A 15,789-nucleotide genomic window follows, 5' to 3' on the forward strand; every position below is an offset into this window, starting at 1 on the left:
ATCATCGACCCTTGCGACGCGCTCGACATCGAACAGGCCACGGAGGCGATCGCGGACTACAACGGGCCGGTCTACATGCGGCTTTTGCGCGGCAAGGTCCCTGTCGTGCTCGACGAGTACGATTACACATTCCAAATCGGCAAGGCACGCCTGTTGCGCGAGGGTGAGGATGTGCTGTTCATTTCGAGCGGCCTGATGACCATGCGCGCGCTGGACGCGGCGAAGGCGCTTGAAGCCGACAGGATCGGCTGCGCCGTTCTGCACGTTCCGACGATCAAGCCTCTGGACACGGAGACGATACTTGCCGCGGCGCGCCGTCCGGGACGGCTAATGATAGTGACCGAGAACCACACCATCATCGGTGGGCTGGGCGAAGGTGTCGCCGCGCTGCTGATGCGGGAGGGAGTGGCCCCAGTCTTTCGGCAGATCGCCCTGCCCGACGAGTTCCTCGACGCTGGCGCGCTGCCGACGCTTCACGATCGCTACGGGATCTCAACTTCCGAGCTCGTGCGCCGCGTCCGCACTTGGAGCGAGAAGTAAGAGCTCTCCCCATGCAACAGTTGAGCCATCGACTTGAACTGTGAGCTGGCTAACCCCGCCGCGGTTGTCGCGCTCGTCACAGCGTTGTGGACTAAGGACCTGGGCTTCCCTGATGCCTGTCAATCGGGCACATCCTGCGCGGCACTGATTGAGCACCGGCCTCCTGTTCAGATGCGGCTGGACGAGCTGTCTTCCAGTGGTAAGGAGAGAACTTCCTAGGATCTTGAACACACATCGAGGGCATTCGAGGACTTGGTGTCAGGCCCCCTGGTGCCGGTCTCCCGCGAGTTCGACGTAAGCAAGTTTCGGGATGTTGGCTCGTCTGTCCTTCGCGGCATATGGACCGGCGCGCGGCTCGCCTGTTCTCGGAACGGGTGTCACGGCACCGGTTTGGTCGAAGGTTGGTGGCGCGAAGCGAAAGAAGCTGGCCGCAACTACCTCGCCCGCCAGCAGGGCGACGCCGTCCTGGCCCCCGCCGGCTACAACTTCTCGCTCCTGCTCCGGTGGCGGAAGGCTCTTTTGGGGCTACTCATCGCCGCCCTCAAAAGTTAGCCGAAGGAGCTCGAAGCCTGACGGCCGATTACGGACATCTGCTGTTCGAGCAGGCAATCCCGAGCGACAACGGTGTCGTTGACGAACTGCGGCCTCATTTCGAGTCCGCCCATCTCGACGCACGGGAAGTGTATCATCGTACATCAGGATCGACTTCCATCCTGCGCCAACGGGCCCAGACTCCGGTATCATGCAGAGGTGGAAAGCTCATCTTCGGTCTGGCTCGCGATCCGGCTCGCGTTCGTGAGATTTCCCTGCGCCACCGGTCGCCGGGCTGAAGCGTCAGGATATCGGCGAAGACGCGGCATTCTTGAGCGTCCAGCTTGGGCGCGAGCCAAAGAGTAAATTCGGATCGCAGCAATGTTACGATCGCAAGCGGTGACACTCGGTCCGTAGGCCCAACTTTGATCAATCGCGGCCGGGCGCCAATCTTTCACCGCAGGTCCCCGAGCGCGCGCATGCAGTGCCTCCCAGCATTTGTCGGCCGGCGAGCAACGAATTTGCCCTGCAGTGGATGACATTTAGCTGGCCAATCTGCTTGCGGTGATCGATGCGGGGGCAGCATTGTTGGGGTTTGCACGAAATCCGCGTCGCACTGAGCCGGCATCAGCCGCCCCGATCTCGCCAAGCAACAAGGACAGGCCGCACCTAACCCAAGGCCACCGAAGCGGCACGGAGGTTCAGTCGATGTTTACCATTCGCTATTATCTTTCGCGAAGCGGCAAGGTTCTGAGTACCGCGCAAGTCAAAGGGCCTGCTCCAGACAATGGGGCGGGCCTTTTTGCGTCACTTTGGAGAACGGACTCCAACGAATTGCCGGTTACCTGAAAAATAGGCCCCAGGCTGTGAAACGTCGAACGTGGCCGGGTTGTTGGTGCATCCGCAATCGGTTGGAAGGCAGGCCCCATTCTCGCGATACTCTGCCAGCGTCAGGGCTGGGCCAGCGGTAGGTTAGGGCGTCACGACCCGCAACATGGCGGCGTCATAGACGAACGAAACACGATTTCGTCCATGTTGTTTCGCTTCAAAAAGGCACCGTCCGGCAGTGCGAAGGACGTCTTGAGCATCTGCATTGGGAGAAATTTCCGCGCCTCCAATGCTGACAGTCACTTTCACGCCATGAGAGCGCGTTTAATTAAGTGGGGGTCAATTCGTGGCAGCAGGGTTCGTGCTATGAAGAAGGGACCGGTTCCCAACCGCGGCGAGGCACTTGCCTTCATCAGTGCCAGTCTCAAAGAACTGCAGGCACTGCGCGGCGGGTCTCGTGTATTGTCGCGTCGACTGACCAGTGCGCTTGATGCGCATGGTGGATGCGGTGGGTTCACCTGGGTGACCGCGAGCCCCATCGATGTTTCCTGGTCCAGGGAACCAAAACCTTTAACCGGTGCGAAGAAAAGGCATGACGTCGGCGCGAAAAAACAGCCGGACGGTCACTCCCTCCGCCAGATGCCGTTGATTTCATTAAACCTTTTGTCGGTATCTTCTTGCGGCCCCAATTTCGGCCCTAACGGACAGACTCGTCAGTGAGTCGTGGGGCTCGGGAACAGGAACTTGTACCCTTCCTTGAGAATCCACCGGGCGCGGGCGAGATGAGTTTCCCAGGCTCGGTGCGCCCGCTTCGGTTCCTTCTCGGGATCGATATGCAGCACAGTCCTGGCAACCACGCGCCAATCCTCGTCGTCATAGGCGGCGTCCAGCAGCCACATATACATGGCGACGCGTTTATTGTCGTATGGGGTGAGGTAGGGCTCGCTTGGCGCTTCGTCCGCGACCTCGGGATCCGGAAGCGGGCTGACCACTACGCCGCCTTCTTCGGGTCGCCGATGACGCGCGCCGGCAGATACGCTGGAGCCGGGGGCGGCAGCAAAAAATTGTTGTCAGCTGCAGTGCTCATGCGCGCAATATACATTGCGAATAGTGCCCATTCAACGCTGCGATCAAGATGGACGCGGCACGAGTCTTGCACGGCGCTCAACACGGCGAAGACCAAAGAAAACCGCGTGCGCTCCCTCGGCCATATCAATCGATTTTATCCGACGTGTCACATCCGCGTGATCTAGCGACACCTAATGAAAGCGGCTAAGGGGGACCGTGGTTTGGGGAAAAATTCTTATGAACAGCCAAAAAGACGCAGAGCGTATCCGTGCCGAAATGTCGATCGCACAGGCGATTTACGACGCCATTTGCGAGATGAACGGATCTTCGTACAGGCAAGACAAAGTACCTTTGCGGTGGGATACTTCGTCAGGCACACCGTTGAGCCTGATGAGTATTGACGGCTTTTTCGAATTGCGGGAACTGGCCCGGCGGATAGCGTCGAAGATCGACACGCCTGCGCTCATCAGTCTCAAAAGCCACACCGCGCAGCCGTCGAAAAAGATTGACTTCCACTAGGGTAGATTTGCCATCGCCGTGAAAAGGTTGCTCGAGATCACGTCGAGGATGGCATCCACCTGGCCCGTGGCGCGGTTGTCGCGCTGGTCGACGCCATCCGCGCCTGCGAGGTCGGTGACGCTTGCGCCGACCCAAGCACGCGCGCATTCTGCCCCGAACCAAAAACTGGGGAGGGCCGAATGTTCGAAATCGGAAGAGATTACCGCATCACCATGATTGTAGCGGTTCCGGGCGACTGGAGCGACGAAACTGGCGTCTGGACGGTCGCGGAAGTTGATGGGACGCTAGTGAAACTCACCAATCCCTACACCCCGGACACGATCATTAACACGGCGTCATGGCATTTCGTCCGCGCCGAGATTGTCTAGGCGCAACTTAGAAGTTGTCGAACAGCCCCGCCGCCATCATGCCGCCGATCAGGTCCTGTCCAAGATTGTTGGGGTGAGTTCCGTCTCCAGGACCCATCCAATGAACGTAGTTGAACTGGTTGATGATGAAGCGGCGGTACAGATCGACCACTGGCACCCTGTTTAGGGCGCAGACCTCAAGCATGGCGTTGGCGTAGTCGATCAGCTGGCTTCCGGCTCCTCCCGCAGTGCCGTCCAGCGTCCGCCATATCGGCGTCGTGAAGATGAGCTTCAGGTTCGGCCGGGCGGTCATGATCGTCTGGATGCCGTAGTTGATGGCTCCCTTGAAGGTCGCCCCGGTTATGTCCGCATTGGTGCCGATGGGGCACGTCGGGCCGGCGCCGGTGAAGTCGTTGGTGCCGAACGAGGGGATCAGGTAATCCAGCAGGCTGTAATCCACCGATGCCATGCGCGCTGCAATCGCTGGAAAGGTGCCTCCGATGACCGTTGCTGCGGCTATCTGTTGGGAAAAATCACCGGAGGCAATGGCATCGGCCAGCCGGTAAAACGAGAACTTGTCATAGTTCGCAGCATGGTTGGCCATGCGGGTACCGCCGCCGCCGCCGTTGGTGATCGTCATGCCGGTGCGCTGGGCAATCTTGGCGGTCGGCGTGATGCCCGGCCAGATGACACTTTCGATGATGCTATCGCCGAAGTGCGCACCGATCTTGCCGGCGAACTGCGAGGCCGGCACGGAGGCAACGTCCTTGGCCAGTTTGTCAAACCGGCCATGGTTATCGATCAGCCGGCCCGGTGCCTTCTGGATGGCCCAGCCGGGAAGGTAGGTATCCGCGGCCAAGGCCCTTGTCGGAAGGATGCGGAGCTGGTGATTAAGGCCGTAGGTAACGTCGTTCTGGGTGACCACGATGGGCAGCGAAATATACGTGAGGCCATTGACCGTTTTGGTTATCTGAACGGTCTGGGTCACCCCGGACGACACCGGAATGTAGTCGATGAACTGGATGGACTGGGCACTCCCCGCCATGAAGGCGAAGATACACCAGACAGTTTCTCCCACCGTCAACCCTGCTTCGGCTACGGGCGTCTTGATGTCGTGCAGCGTGGCCGGCCGGCAGCTTGATGGCCTTGGTGCCGAAGGGCGAGCCTGCCGGCGCGTTGACCAGAACAGGAGGAAACCCGCCAGCCGATGCTCCGATCAGGGGGTTGCCAGCATAGTCGTTGGTGACGCCGCTGGCCGCAATGCGGAAGAACGGGTCGATGTTAAGCTTCGGGTGCGCATCCTCCGCCACCATGGCCGCAGATTGGAGAGCCCCGCCGATGTAGGTCAGGCGTGACTTGGCCTTCTGGACAGCCCAGCCGAGCACGAACAGGCCATTCGCACCGACGCCGGCAGCGATGTTGAGCCGAACCAGCAGGCTCGTGCCAAACGTGACATCGTTCTGGGTCGGCGTGACGGTCAGCCCAACGCTCATGTAGCCCAGCCCGCCCGCCACTGCCGGGTTGACCGTGTTGCTCTCGTTGTGCGCCACCCCGGATGACACCGCGATGCTGCCGATGATCTGAAGGCTTTGTGCGGCGATCAGATCAACGATGATTTCAACGGGTTCACCAACCCGCAGGCCGAGGTCGGCAGCGGACACTTTGAGGTCCAAAAGCGTCGGTTTTCCGGGCCCGCTCCGGCTCTTGCACCGGATCGATGCCGAGGATGACCTGCGCCATCTCCTCATAGCTTGCCTCGTCGGCACCTGCATCCAGGAGCCTCAGGTAGGTCGTGAAGTGCTGGCGGTCGTAGCTGGTCAGGCTGTCAGACCAGGGCACTTCTTCTTTAAGACCTGGTTTAACGTCTGGATATTTCATCATGATATCGGGCTCCGGAAGTAAGTGATCGAAGAGCGATTGTTTCTTTCGACAGCCTAACCAAGCGGATGGGAAACATCGTAGCTAACACAACACCGCGATCATGACCCGCAAGCGCCCGCTCGAGGCGATATGCGCATCTTCTGAGCGGTTCGACCCAGGTTAGCGAGAATTGCAAAAAGCTCAAGACCGTGCGGCTGCACATCGGGTTTCGCGCGGATTGGTGGCCATCAAGGTCGTTTGTGACCACAGGATTAACAGGCAAAGCTTGTGCTTGAATTACCGCAATGCTCAGCATCGGTTCAACCACCGTATTCGAGTTCGCAGCGCCTGCCGAGGGCGCGCTGGCCGGGGCGCAGGTCAAATCGAAAGTCAAGAACCGAAGCCTAGCTACCGCATCCGTGAGGGCTTCGTGAGCTGCGGAAGGACGACCTTGGGGCTTCATGGGGGGCGCAAAACATCTTTGGCGCTTCGTTTTGCCCGGCCGACAGCGCGCAGATCAACACGCGCACGACGGCGGATGCAGCGCTATGGTCCTCGGTGCCGACGAGCATCGCGATAGTCCTGCCGGGCTGTATTTGCTTTCAGCGACAACCGCCACTATTAAGCAACACTTCGCCGACTGTGTTTCAGGCTGCCCGGAGAATTTCATGACAGAAGAAGCCGCAAAAAACATTGACACCCTCATCGAGCTCACGGCCGATGTCGTCTCAGCCTATGTCTCCAACAATCCGGTCCCGGTGGGGGATCTCCCTGCCCTGATCGGCCAAGTGCACGCGGCGCTGAAAGGCACGGCTGCAGGCGTCACCGCACAAAAGCCGGTTGCGCTTACGCCTGCTGTCCCAATCAGGAAGTCGGTGACACCGGACTACATCATCTCCCTTGAAGACGGCAAGAAGTTCAAATCGCTAAAGCGCCATCTGTCGACCCACCATGGCCTGACGCCAGATGAATATCGCGCCAAATGGGGCCTGTCGGCAGATTATCCCATGGTCGCGCCGAATTACGCTGCCGCGCGCTCGGCATTGGCCAAGACGATGGGACTCGGCCGCAAACCGAAAGAGCCGGAAACGCCGGCGCCGGCACCGGCGAAGCGGACCCGCAAGAAGGTCGCAGCTTAGAATTTCGGCAATCGAGGTCGTGCTGGAGCGCGCAGCTACCGTCGGCATCTGCGCAGAATACGAGAAGGCGGGGACAGCCCGCCTTCAACTGCAAACATCCTTGTTTCACAAGAAGCGCCTCCGCCAGCAATGTGCTGCGCCGATCCCTATTCTCGCCCGCTCTTGTCCAGCGGCCGTCAGTACATCCGGACTTGCCGCGTACTTCCGGCTCTTGCCGGGGGCAGGAGAAAAATCAGCCAGCTTTGCCGAGGCTGCCAGCGGAGGACTTGCCAGTGCGGCGGTCCTGCTCGATCTCATAGTTGATCTTCTGGCCGTCAGCGAGGGTCGAGAGGCCCGCGCGTTCGACAGCGGAAATGTGGACGAAAACGTCCTGACCACCATTGTCGGGCTGGATAAATCCAAACCCCTTGGTGCTGTTGAACCACTTCACGGTTCCAGTTGCCATATGCGTATTCCTTGTAAAGTTCGCAACACGTTTTGGTTCGGCGATCATGCCGGGCCGGTTCATAGTATAACGCAGCAAATGCGAAAGACCGCAAGGCCCGGAGCGACACGCCGTGGTAAGCGCATCGAGCAGCCAGTGGACTGGCGGCGATCAAGCGGCAGTCGCAAAGGTAGACGAAACTCACGCACCACGTGGTGAACCTTGCAATGAGGAGTCGGGGGCCGGCACCTCGTACGATCGCCATCGTCAGAGGATCGAAGCGTTAATCACTGCGGCCAGCGCGGATGCGATCGATCAGGCGCGCGTTTTGCTGGATCAGTTCAAAGGTGAGTCATGAACAACCGCCCACGCGATCGACGACTTCCTGCTTGATTTGATGCCCTGGTGGTTGTTGTAGAAAACACCCGCAAGAGGCTCTACAATCCGGCGAGGCAGTTGGCGCGCGTGAGATTGACCAGGATCAGGCCGTTCTAGGCTGATTAGAGCGCCCACTCTCGCGAAGAAGGGGGCCGATCTGATCATCGACAAAATCGAGCGCAGCAAAGCTGACCCGTCCTGTGGGTGATCGCTGCTGCGATTCCTCATGCACCACCCAGCGTCTGGATCAACGACAACGAGGGCTGCGGAACAAGCCTGGTCAGCGCCACCTCTTGCGACTTCGCAACCCACACTAAGGGTTGATCGGTGGAGGAAAGCCGATGCATGTGCAGCAAGTGCAGCTTTGGGATTGCCGAGCGCTTGCGAGTGCAATCTGTGCCCGGCCACCCAGACATCCGGCATGCGGACCATCAGCAGCATAATCAGTCGCAGGTGGCCGATTGCAAAAATGCGTTGGACGGGTCCGATTTACTCGGGAACATGCGAGCATGGAAAAGTGGCGGCCATCTTCATTGCATCTTGAACATTTTGCGGCTTCGCGATGGGCCTACTAAAGGCGACTGCGTGGGCGATATGGTCGTTATGGCGGTCATGCTGACGGCAAGACAACAGATCGGGAGCCTGGGCCTAAACACCTAGGCTCCGGCGGTGAGCCGCTTCAGTCGTGGCATGGACGATTTCACGGTCTTCGAAAACCGTTGGAAAATGCGTGGGCGGGTGGACGAAAGCGTGCGATCGGCCTAGACGACATTCGCACGCTCCCAAATCCGCCGAGAGCACTATGAAGCAGCAGCGACCTTTTGTCGTCGAGATCAAACAGAAGCGTGGGCTCATGAAGCGGCCACAGTCAATCTGGGGCGGCATCGACCTGGCCGCCATCGCGAACGATATCGCGGAAGCGAAGACTGAAGGTGCGATCGCTGAAGTGCCGATTTTTCCTTGTGAAGATATCCGTTCTCGGCCCATGGCCGCCGTTGGTGAAGCGGTACCCGACGCCAAGGAGGTGATCATGCCCGACGGATCGCTTCCTAAGCAGCCGACGGTTGAGAAAGCGCCGGTTCCGAAGGCATCGAACCCACCGACTGAAGACAGACGGACCCGCCAGAAAAAGCGGCCGCAGAAAGATGTTGCTTTGCCGAGAGGTGAACGATGGAAGCGGCGCCTGCCATGGGTGCTCCGCCAGCGCCGGGCTGTGCCGTAGGTCAACCGCACCAGGATTGAAGCTGCCCTTGTCGAACTGTCCATGACGGGCCGGCAGTGCACTTGCCTATCAGACGCCCTCGGATTTAGGGGCGAGAATGAAATCGAAAACGGGCTCAGGCTGGCCAGGCATCGGCTCTCGCAAAACAGCCGGGAAAGTTGTGGCCGTTTCGGCGTGTACCGCGAGCTTGGCAGGTGTCATTCCGAGTGCGGCCTCAAAGGGCCGGCTCGGCAGAGGCGCCACCCGACGAAAAAGCGCTGCAGCTCTCGCCGCATGGCGCGCGGCAGCGACCCGCTTTCCCTCGCGGATTTTCACCCCGGCCGCCGCCAACAGGATCAGTCCCTTGAAGAAAAGGCGATGCTGAGTGCTTTGTTTCGCAGCGTGCCAAAGAGGCTCCCAAGCCTCATGGGCTTCCCAGTAATAGCCGTGATTGAAAAGGTCGATACCCCATCGGAACCCGTTTGAGCTGAGTGATTCCTCGACGGCAACAACGGTCCCCGGGTCGCTTTGGTAACTGTGACCCAGCGGGTCGCGAACCGGATGCGGATGTTTGCCAGGCAGGTATGCGTAGCCCGGGAAATTCTTTTCGGGGAGCAAGCGACGACGTGACATAGACCCCAGCAATCATGAAAGCACGTCGATGACAATTCATGTCCTATGGAATCTGATGGGACACCGCCTGCATTGGCTGCTGGGTCCTTCCATCCCTGAGATTTCAGCCTCCGCCGTACACGCACGACGCCGGACGTCTTCGGTGGCAGACGCCGATAGCGCTTGACCGTCTTGAAGCCCGACTACTCGCGCACCGAAGACTGACGCTGCTTCTGCGAGCAGCAAGCCCGGTCGCAAGGCCGAAGGCGACCCCAAGGTAGTTCGGATCGATCTCCGCCCGGAGCCAGTCGCGCCGGCGTTCAACGTGAGCAGTTTGATGACGGGAACGAAGCTGGGTCTCACTGCGGAGCGGCTGCTGCTGGCGGGGATTCGCGCGCTGGTGCCTCATCGCCGCCGCGCCATCTGCTTAGCCCGCAAGCTAGGAAGCGGCGCTCAGCCGGCTAGAACCGGGCGAAGTGACCAGAGCTCCGAAGTTTGGCTAGCAGGATGATGGCCGTTCCGCGGTGGTCAACCCTCGCTTGCTCACGCAGCGGAGACGCATCCCAGGCAGCCAATTCTGCCACCAAAAGGGCGGTGTCCCCGTTTACCGATGCGCATCTAAGTTCTCCGTACTTGTCCATCACGATTATTGCTGTGCCGGTGACGCCATATCCAATCGCGGCCATCCGCTGAACGCAAATATCGCCGTCGACACGAACATCGAAAAGAACCGATCCTGCGGTTTTCTCCGCAGCGTCAGCCACACGATCACAGAACGGCCGATGCAGGCCTTCGATATTGCAGAGTGACTGCTCAAACAACGCCAATTCAACATGCTGCGCCACCATGGCTGCAAAATGCGCGCCGGCTGGCACAATCGACAATAGGCCAGGGCTGACTATCCACGCACCAATCGCCCTCCCGATGCCTACATCGCAACTGCGCTCTTGGCGGGCGCTACTTCGCTTGTCCGCGGCATGCCCAAGCCGTTGGAGCGCTCCTCGAACAGATTGCCCATAACATCACAGCCCAAGATGGCCAATAGGACGAACGACCTTGTAATATCGCTTCATTCGTCCTCCCGAGCGCCGCGCTTCTTTTCCACAAGCGTTTCGGCTTGCCGGAAATTAGGAATCCGCATGGCTTTTCGGTTGGGTGTTGGCAGGAAGACTTATGCGCGGGCGAGGATGGATCAAGGCGTTGCGTCAGGACGACGCTCGGCAAGTGCGTGCGCATTGCGGAACTGGAGCGCGATCTCATGGCGACCAAATGAGGAGTCTCGGAATTATTCTTGGACGAGTTCGCGAGTCACATTCTTCCTGCCAGTCGAACCGGCAGATTGCGAATTCAGTGGCGAGTATATGTCCGCGATTTAGCGGAACGACTGTCCCGTTTTTGCGAAATGCGCACTCACTCAGCGGAGACGCATTCCACGCAGCCAATTCCGCCACCAAAAGGGCGGTGTCCCCGTTTACCGACGCGCATCTAAGTTCTCCGTTGTTCCCCAACACGATTATTGCTGTGCCTGTTACCTCAATCGACCGTTCTGCGATCGTGTGGCTGACGCTGCGGAAAAAACCGCAGGGTCGGTTCTGTTCGATGTTCGCGTCGACGGCGATAGCTGCGTTCAGCGGATGGCTGCGATTGGATATGGCGTTTAAATCCTAACGGGATTCAATAATCCCTGTGGGACGGCACGTCCTGTGTCCTGCAGCGCGTTGTTGAGCGCATGGCCCATATAGCGGATTGATGATGGTGAAGGCCTCGGGCTCTCCTCGGCTCCGGCACCGGCACGGAACGTGTCGGCCGGCACCGCAAAGGGCGTTCGGCCGGCCGGAGAGAGGTCGAGGCAGCAAGCATTCCCAGTGGGGAAGTCAGGCTGTTTGGCTGTCGCATCCACGAAAGGTCGCGCCACAGAAACTTGATTGCCAGTCAAATTTTGTTTTCTCGACGCTTCACGAATTAGCATTGGATGCTTCGCTGTTGGGCGTGAAGGAAGATAGGCTGGGGATGGCGCGGCCCGAGCGAACCCACAAAGCCTTCACACGATGCAGATAAGGCACGGGACCTCGTCGAAAGTGTCGACAGGCTGGCTGGCGTTGCTCATGACTGAGCGGAAATAGAGCACGGCAAGACGGTGGAGACCATCGCGCTCGACAGCAAGAACAATTCTCCAGAGGCGATCATCATTATCGATCCGGCGGTCGGGAGGCCTGGTCGGCTTAGCGGGGCTACGACGATGCGACATCCAACAGATATGCGGCATGACTCGGTCAAGGTCGGTGCTGGAATTGCCGCCCGAAAATGGAGTCTTGGCCCAGGAATCGAGCCGCCATCGCGGACGTTGCACCGAAGCAGAGCCGGCACTGTCTCAAGTCCGGATGGCGAAGTGCGCAGCCGATGAAAGCTGCGGCAGTTGGGGACGTGTACAAGCCGTATATGATGACGACATTCGGGGCGCCACGGAGGCGTTCCGCGTTCCTATCGCTCGAACCATGGCCATCGACGAATACGACAGGCCATCAGGTCCGCCGCGCCTTAGCGATAGATGAGTCGCAGCTTCGCCGTGCATAGCGTGATCGCGGAAGTTTGCATTTACGCGCTCCCGTCCGTTTCATTCTCCTCATCGATTTCGCGCACGGGCAGATAGGCGTTCGTTTCCAACCATTCCCGCAGCACGATCTGAATGAGGTCCGCCCGGCCGATTTCCATTTCGGCAGCAATGGCGTTGAGAGCGTCCTCGGTGGCCGGTTCCAGCGGCACGCCGGCGACGTTTCTGAGCATCAATGCCGCGCGCCGCAAGATGATCTGCAGATCCGCGCGCGAAACGTGTGTCGCTTGGCAGTTAATTAGTAAGCGCGAATTTCCCCGCACCTTTTACTGTTGAGTGCTCTGATGCATGAGGCGTCACCAAAATAGGTGGACACCTTGTGTGCGGTCGCCGTCAAGTAAGCGCGAATTTCCCCGCACCTTTTGCGTTGAGTGCTCTGATGCATGAGAAGCTATGCGGGGGAGCGGCGAGGTGGCACCATCGTCGTACGATCAACCCGAAGGATAGACTATCATGTCCAAAGTCGACGATCTCAGCCGATCAATCACTGTATTGGATCAAGCTCGCACTGTGCTCGTCGTTGTAGAAATGAGTCAAAATAACTGGCTGGTGGCCGGAATGCTTCCCGGCGTTCAGCGACACCCCCTCAAGAAACTCGATCCCGATCCCAATGCATTGCTCGGTTTGATCGCGCGTTGGCGATCGGAGGCGGAGGCTGCGGGCATGCCGATAGACCGGGTCGCGCTGGCCTTCGAGGCTGGGCGAGACGGCTTCTGGCTGGCCCGGTGGCTGCAGACGCGAGGCATAGACGCTCACGTCATCCATTCAACCAGCGTCGCCGTGAACCGTGAACACCGACGGGCGAAAACCGACAGGCTAGACACGGCCATGCTGATGCGCGTGTTCCTGGGTTGGCTGCGTGGCGAGCGTGGCCACTGCCGCATGGTGGCGATCCCATCACTGGCGGAAGAGGATGCCAAGCGGCCGAGCCGCGAGCGGGAGAACCTGGTCAGCGAGAAAACGCGGATAGTCAATCGCATGAAAGGGGCGCTGGCTCGGCTCGGCATCCGTGGCTTCAAGCCCGAGCTTCGCCGGGCGCCGAAGAAGTTGCCGGACCTGCGCACTTCGGAAGGACAGCCGCTTCCGCCGAATATGCTGGAAGAGATGCGGCGCGACATGGCTCGGCTTGCGGTGGTGCGCGATCAGATCACGACGATTGAAAAAGCCAGAATTGCCCAGCTTGAGCAGGCGCCCGCGTCGGGGTATAATGCAATGGTTGTGCTATTGGCGCGCGTGATTGGTGTCGGGATTGAGACAGCCGACATGCTGGTCCACGAGGTGCTTAGCCGCAACCTCAGAGACCGGCGCGCGGTGGCGCGTTACGCCGGTCTGACAGGCTCCCCCGACGAGAGCGGATCTAAACGACGCGAAAAGGGGTTGGCCAAGGCAGGCAACGCCCGGGTGCGACGCGGGCTGATCCAATTGGCCTGGCGCTTCCTGAGATTCCAAAAGAATAGCGAACTGACGCAATGGTTCCAGGCACGAGCGGCACAGGGCGCCCGCAAGACGACGATGATCGTGGCGCTCGCACGCAAGTTACTCATCGCGCTCTGGCGATTGGTTACCGTCGGCGAAATCCCGATGGGCGTCACATTGCGCCCGATGAACTGAACACACTGCAGGGCGCCTGACGGATCAACCGCCGTAATGACGCCCGCGCGTATCGATTCGAGGTGGCGGTGTCCCGATGGACACCATGGCGTTATTTGCCGTCATGAGAATGGGCCCGCCGCCTCGGAGCCTTGCTGCTGAAGCCAATGACTGCTTCATGGTCCGGGTCTTTTGCAGACCCACCGAATACAAGGTTGCGGCGTAATGCGATGCGCCCAAAGGCAGGCTCCCCTCGAATTTGATGCTCGCGGACCAATGCACAAGGCAGTGACCAACCGTTCTGTTATGGCTATCCTGACCGCTTTACCGCGAAATCAGTGAAGGCCCCTTGACAACGAAATCCCCATACAAGGTGTCCACCAAAATAGGTGGACACCTTGTGATGGAAGAAGATGAGCAGAAACTGCGGGTGAGGCTTGTCGGTCGGGACGGGCGACGCCGATACGACCCGGCATCGAAGGACCGTCTTGTCTCGGCCTGTCTTGAGCCTGGCGTGTCGGTATCGAGGCTTGCGCTCGAACATGGGGTCAATGCGAACCTTCTTCGGAAGTGGATAAAGAAGCGGGCGGAGACCCAGTCCCTCCCACAGCCCCCACCATCGGCGTTCATTCCGGTTCAGATTGAAAGCACTTCCGATCGGGCCTTGCTGCGACAGAGCAGCATGGCTGCGGTGGATTTGCCGGGGACTTGCGATGGGGCACGTAGGTCGGCATTGAAAAGGACAGCGCCTTTTTCCTCTCCAGCCAAGGTGAGCGCGTCGCTGCCGAACGGCGTGACGTTGACGCTGGAATGCGGTGATGTGGATGCGTTGACGGCGACCATCGGAGCACTGGGTCATGTTCAGACTGGGCGCTGACCTGAAAGTCTACCTGCACCGCGAGCCGATCGACTTCCGGGCCGGCATCAACAGCCTTGCGGTTCTGGTCCAAGAGACGATGGCGCTCGATCCGTTTGCTCCGGCGGTTTTTGCGTTCTGCAATCGCCGTCGCGACCGGATGAAGCTCCTGTTCTTCGATCGGTCGGGCTTTGTGCTGGTCCTGAAGCGGCTGACCGAGGACAAGTTCCGGTGGCCGCGCCGGGAGGCAGCGGTGGTCACGCTTACGACCGAGCAATTGCACTGGATCCTCGACGGCATCGACATCGATGCGATGGTCCGCCATCCGGTGCGGCAATATCAGGTTGCGGGTTGAGGGCTCTCGAATTGAGCGGTTGACGCGGCGGCATGCTTTCGATTCAAGAATCTGATGAATCGACCCGGCGAACCGACTGTTGAAGCGTTGATGGCGCGTATTGCTGCGCTGCAGGCGCAGAACCGTCAACTCACCGAACGCGTCGTCAAACTCGAGGAAGAGCTGGCGCTTGCACGACTGCATCGTTTTGCGCCGCGCAGTGAAAAGCACATTGACCGCCTCTTCAATGAAGCCGAACAGGCCGCGGATGAGGACGCCGCCGACAACGAAGATGGCGGCGTCGTTGTCCTGCCGGACACGGGCTTGCCGGCGAGCGAAGGGGCGACGGGAAAGAAGCGCGGCCGCAAGGCCTTGCCGGAAAACCTGCCGCGCGAGCGCGTCGAGTATGACCTTCCCGACGTTCAGAAGGCTTGTCCTTGCTGCCGTCACCAGATGCATCGCATGGGCGAGGCCGTTACCGAGCAACTTCATATCGAGGTGAAGGCGAAGGTCCTGCAGAATGTGCGGTTCAAATATGCTTCACATGGGGATTACATGGTCAAGTGTGATTTTCCTCCTTCGCAGTTTCGGTCCAAGGTCTGAGCCCGATCACGTGACGCGGCCCGGTCGCCGGGCCTCATCCACCTCACATGCGGTCGCCGCTCCTGGCGGCAGCACCAATATCCCGCTTGCGTCCGGGCGCAGGCTCAGGAAGACGAAACCATTCTGCCGATCGGCTGTTGAGGCCATGCATATTTTCGGTTCGCCCACCTGGATCCGAAAGGCTGATCAGGCCTTTGCGGAATGGAGGAAAAGGGTGGTGGAAGCGGTCATGCGGTTTTCATGAGCGCTCCCTGGATGATGACGCCGGCGGTCGCGTATTTCCACAGCGCCACCAGCAGCTTGCGGGCGAGCGCGACGATCATCGCCTTCTTGAGGCGGCCGCCGTTG

The 15,789-nt window shown here is 59.7% G+C and carries 17 protein-coding genes and 2 pseudogenes; 10 read left to right on the top strand and 9 right to left on the bottom strand.

All coding sequences use genetic code 11. From position 1 onward, the window contains the following. Together NKH63_RS30425 and NKH63_RS30430 are read left to right on the top strand one after the other, a co-directional pair. The coding region (locus NKH63_RS30425; protein WP_352920273.1) for a transketolase family protein at positions 1–540 on the top strand (540 nt) is incomplete at its 5' end. A gap of 1,725 nt (positions 541–2,265) precedes the next feature. Further along, positions 2,266–2,619 (top strand): hypothetical protein, encoded by a 354-nt coding sequence (locus tag NKH63_RS30430; protein WP_352920275.1) that lies wholly within the window; start codon positions 2,266–2,268, stop codon positions 2,617–2,619. Here NKH63_RS30430 and NKH63_RS30435 read toward each other — a convergent pair. Continuing rightward, complete coding sequence (locus NKH63_RS30435) at positions 2,613–2,891, bottom strand: hypothetical protein (protein ID WP_023722441.1); 279 nt, start codon at positions 2,889–2,891, stop codon at positions 2,613–2,615. The two genes, NKH63_RS30430 and NKH63_RS30435, sit on opposite strands and share 7 nt — an antisense overlap. Before the next feature lie 313 nt (positions 2,892–3,204). Here NKH63_RS30435 and NKH63_RS30440 point away from each other — a divergent pair, with 313 nt between their 5' ends. Both NKH63_RS30440 and NKH63_RS30445 read left to right on the top strand, forming a co-directional pair. Continuing rightward, positions 3,205–3,486 (top strand): hypothetical protein, encoded by a 282-nt coding sequence (locus NKH63_RS30440; RefSeq protein ID WP_023722439.1) that lies wholly within the window; start codon positions 3,205–3,207, stop codon positions 3,484–3,486. Positions 3,487–3,665: 179 nt separating this feature from the next. Further along, entirely contained in the window at positions 3,666–3,854 is a 189-nt protein-coding gene (locus tag NKH63_RS30445) for a hypothetical protein (protein WP_023722438.1), read from the top strand. A 7-nt stretch (positions 3,855–3,861) separates the two neighbouring features. On the opposite strand, the gene NKH63_RS30450 is transcribed toward NKH63_RS30445, so the two are convergent. From NKH63_RS30450 to NKH63_RS30460, 3 genes are read right to left on the bottom strand one after another with little or no spacing between them, the layout of a single operon-like run. Beyond that, a complete protein-coding gene (locus NKH63_RS30450; protein ID WP_352920277.1) occupies positions 3,862–4,821 on the bottom strand; it encodes an SGNH/GDSL hydrolase family protein in 960 nt (319 codons plus the stop codon). After that, positions 4,724–5,494, bottom strand: coding sequence for a hypothetical protein (locus NKH63_RS30455; protein ID WP_352920279.1), 771 nt, complete (start codon positions 5,492–5,494; stop codon positions 4,724–4,726). The genes NKH63_RS30450 and NKH63_RS30455 overlap by 98 nt, the downstream gene beginning before the upstream one ends. Beyond that, complete coding sequence (locus NKH63_RS30460; RefSeq protein ID WP_352920292.1) at positions 5,460–5,711, bottom strand: hypothetical protein; 252 nt, start codon at positions 5,709–5,711, stop codon at positions 5,460–5,462. The genes NKH63_RS30455 and NKH63_RS30460 overlap by 35 nt, the downstream gene beginning before the upstream one ends. A 650-nt stretch (positions 5,712–6,361) precedes the next feature. Here NKH63_RS30460 and NKH63_RS30465 point away from each other — a divergent pair. Further along, a complete protein-coding gene (locus NKH63_RS30465; protein WP_352625479.1) occupies positions 6,362–6,832 on the top strand; it encodes a Ros/MucR family transcriptional regulator in 471 nt (156 codons plus the stop codon). Between the two features lie 232 nt (positions 6,833–7,064). Here the strand turns inward: NKH63_RS30465 and NKH63_RS30470 are convergent, their stop codons facing one another. After that, positions 7,065–7,277, bottom strand: coding sequence for a cold-shock protein (locus NKH63_RS30470; RefSeq protein WP_352920294.1), 213 nt, complete (start codon positions 7,275–7,277; stop codon positions 7,065–7,067). 1,159 nt (positions 7,278–8,436) lie between these two features. On the opposite strand from NKH63_RS30470, the gene NKH63_RS30475 reads away from it, so the two are divergent. Further along, on the top strand, positions 8,437–8,856 hold the full coding sequence (locus NKH63_RS30475) for a hypothetical protein (RefSeq protein WP_352920282.1): 420 nt from the start codon (positions 8,437–8,439) through the stop codon (positions 8,854–8,856). Positions 8,857–8,925: 69 nt separating this feature from the next. On the opposite strand, the gene NKH63_RS30480 is transcribed toward NKH63_RS30475, so the two are convergent. The 3 genes from NKH63_RS30480 to NKH63_RS30490 form a co-directional block, all read right to left on the bottom strand. Beyond that, positions 8,926–9,468 carry a DUF309 domain-containing protein gene (locus NKH63_RS30480; protein WP_352920284.1) on the bottom strand — a complete coding sequence of 181 codons (543 nt, stop codon included), beginning with the start codon at positions 9,466–9,468 and terminating at the stop codon, positions 8,926–8,928. 440 nt (positions 9,469–9,908) lie between these two features. Further along, on the bottom strand, positions 9,909–10,295 hold the full coding sequence (locus NKH63_RS30485; protein ID WP_352920287.1) for a hypothetical protein: 387 nt from the start codon (positions 10,293–10,295) through the stop codon (positions 9,909–9,911). 1,747 nt (positions 10,296–12,042) lie between these two features. Then, positions 12,043–12,321 (bottom strand): hypothetical protein, encoded by a 279-nt coding sequence (locus NKH63_RS30490; protein ID WP_352451797.1) that lies wholly within the window; start codon positions 12,319–12,321, stop codon positions 12,043–12,045. A gap of 190 nt (positions 12,322–12,511) precedes the next feature. Between NKH63_RS30490 and NKH63_RS30495 the strand changes: the two genes are divergently transcribed. The 4 genes and pseudogenes from NKH63_RS30495 to NKH63_RS30510 form a co-directional block, all read left to right on the top strand. Continuing rightward, a complete protein-coding gene (locus NKH63_RS30495; RefSeq protein ID WP_352613659.1) occupies positions 12,512–13,669 on the top strand; it encodes an IS110 family RNA-guided transposase in 1,158 nt (385 codons plus the stop codon). Between the two features lie 382 nt (positions 13,670–14,051). Further along, positions 14,052–14,525, top strand: a complete 474-nt coding sequence (gene tnpA / locus NKH63_RS30500) for an IS66-like element accessory protein TnpA (RefSeq protein ID WP_352920290.1) — start codon at positions 14,052–14,054, stop codon at positions 14,523–14,525. Then, on the top strand, positions 14,506–14,859 hold the full coding sequence (tnpB, locus tag NKH63_RS30505) for an IS66 family insertion sequence element accessory protein TnpB (protein ID WP_014761846.1): 354 nt from the start codon (positions 14,506–14,508) through the stop codon (positions 14,857–14,859). Before tnpA ends, tnpB begins: the two co-directional genes overlap by 20 nt. A 54-nt stretch (positions 14,860–14,913) precedes the next feature. After that, positions 14,914–15,378 (top strand): annotated as a pseudogene (locus NKH63_RS30510) (transposase domain-containing protein); the annotation flags it as partial. A 290-nt stretch (positions 15,379–15,668) separates the two neighbouring features. On the opposite strand, the pseudogene NKH63_RS30515 reads toward NKH63_RS30510, so the two are convergent. Then, positions 15,669–15,789, bottom strand: a pseudogene (locus NKH63_RS30515) (IS110 family transposase); the annotation flags it as partial.

The organism is Mesorhizobium sp. M0960, assembly GCF_040319055.1.
Classification (GTDB): domain Bacteria; phylum Pseudomonadota; class Alphaproteobacteria; order Rhizobiales; family Rhizobiaceae; genus Mesorhizobium.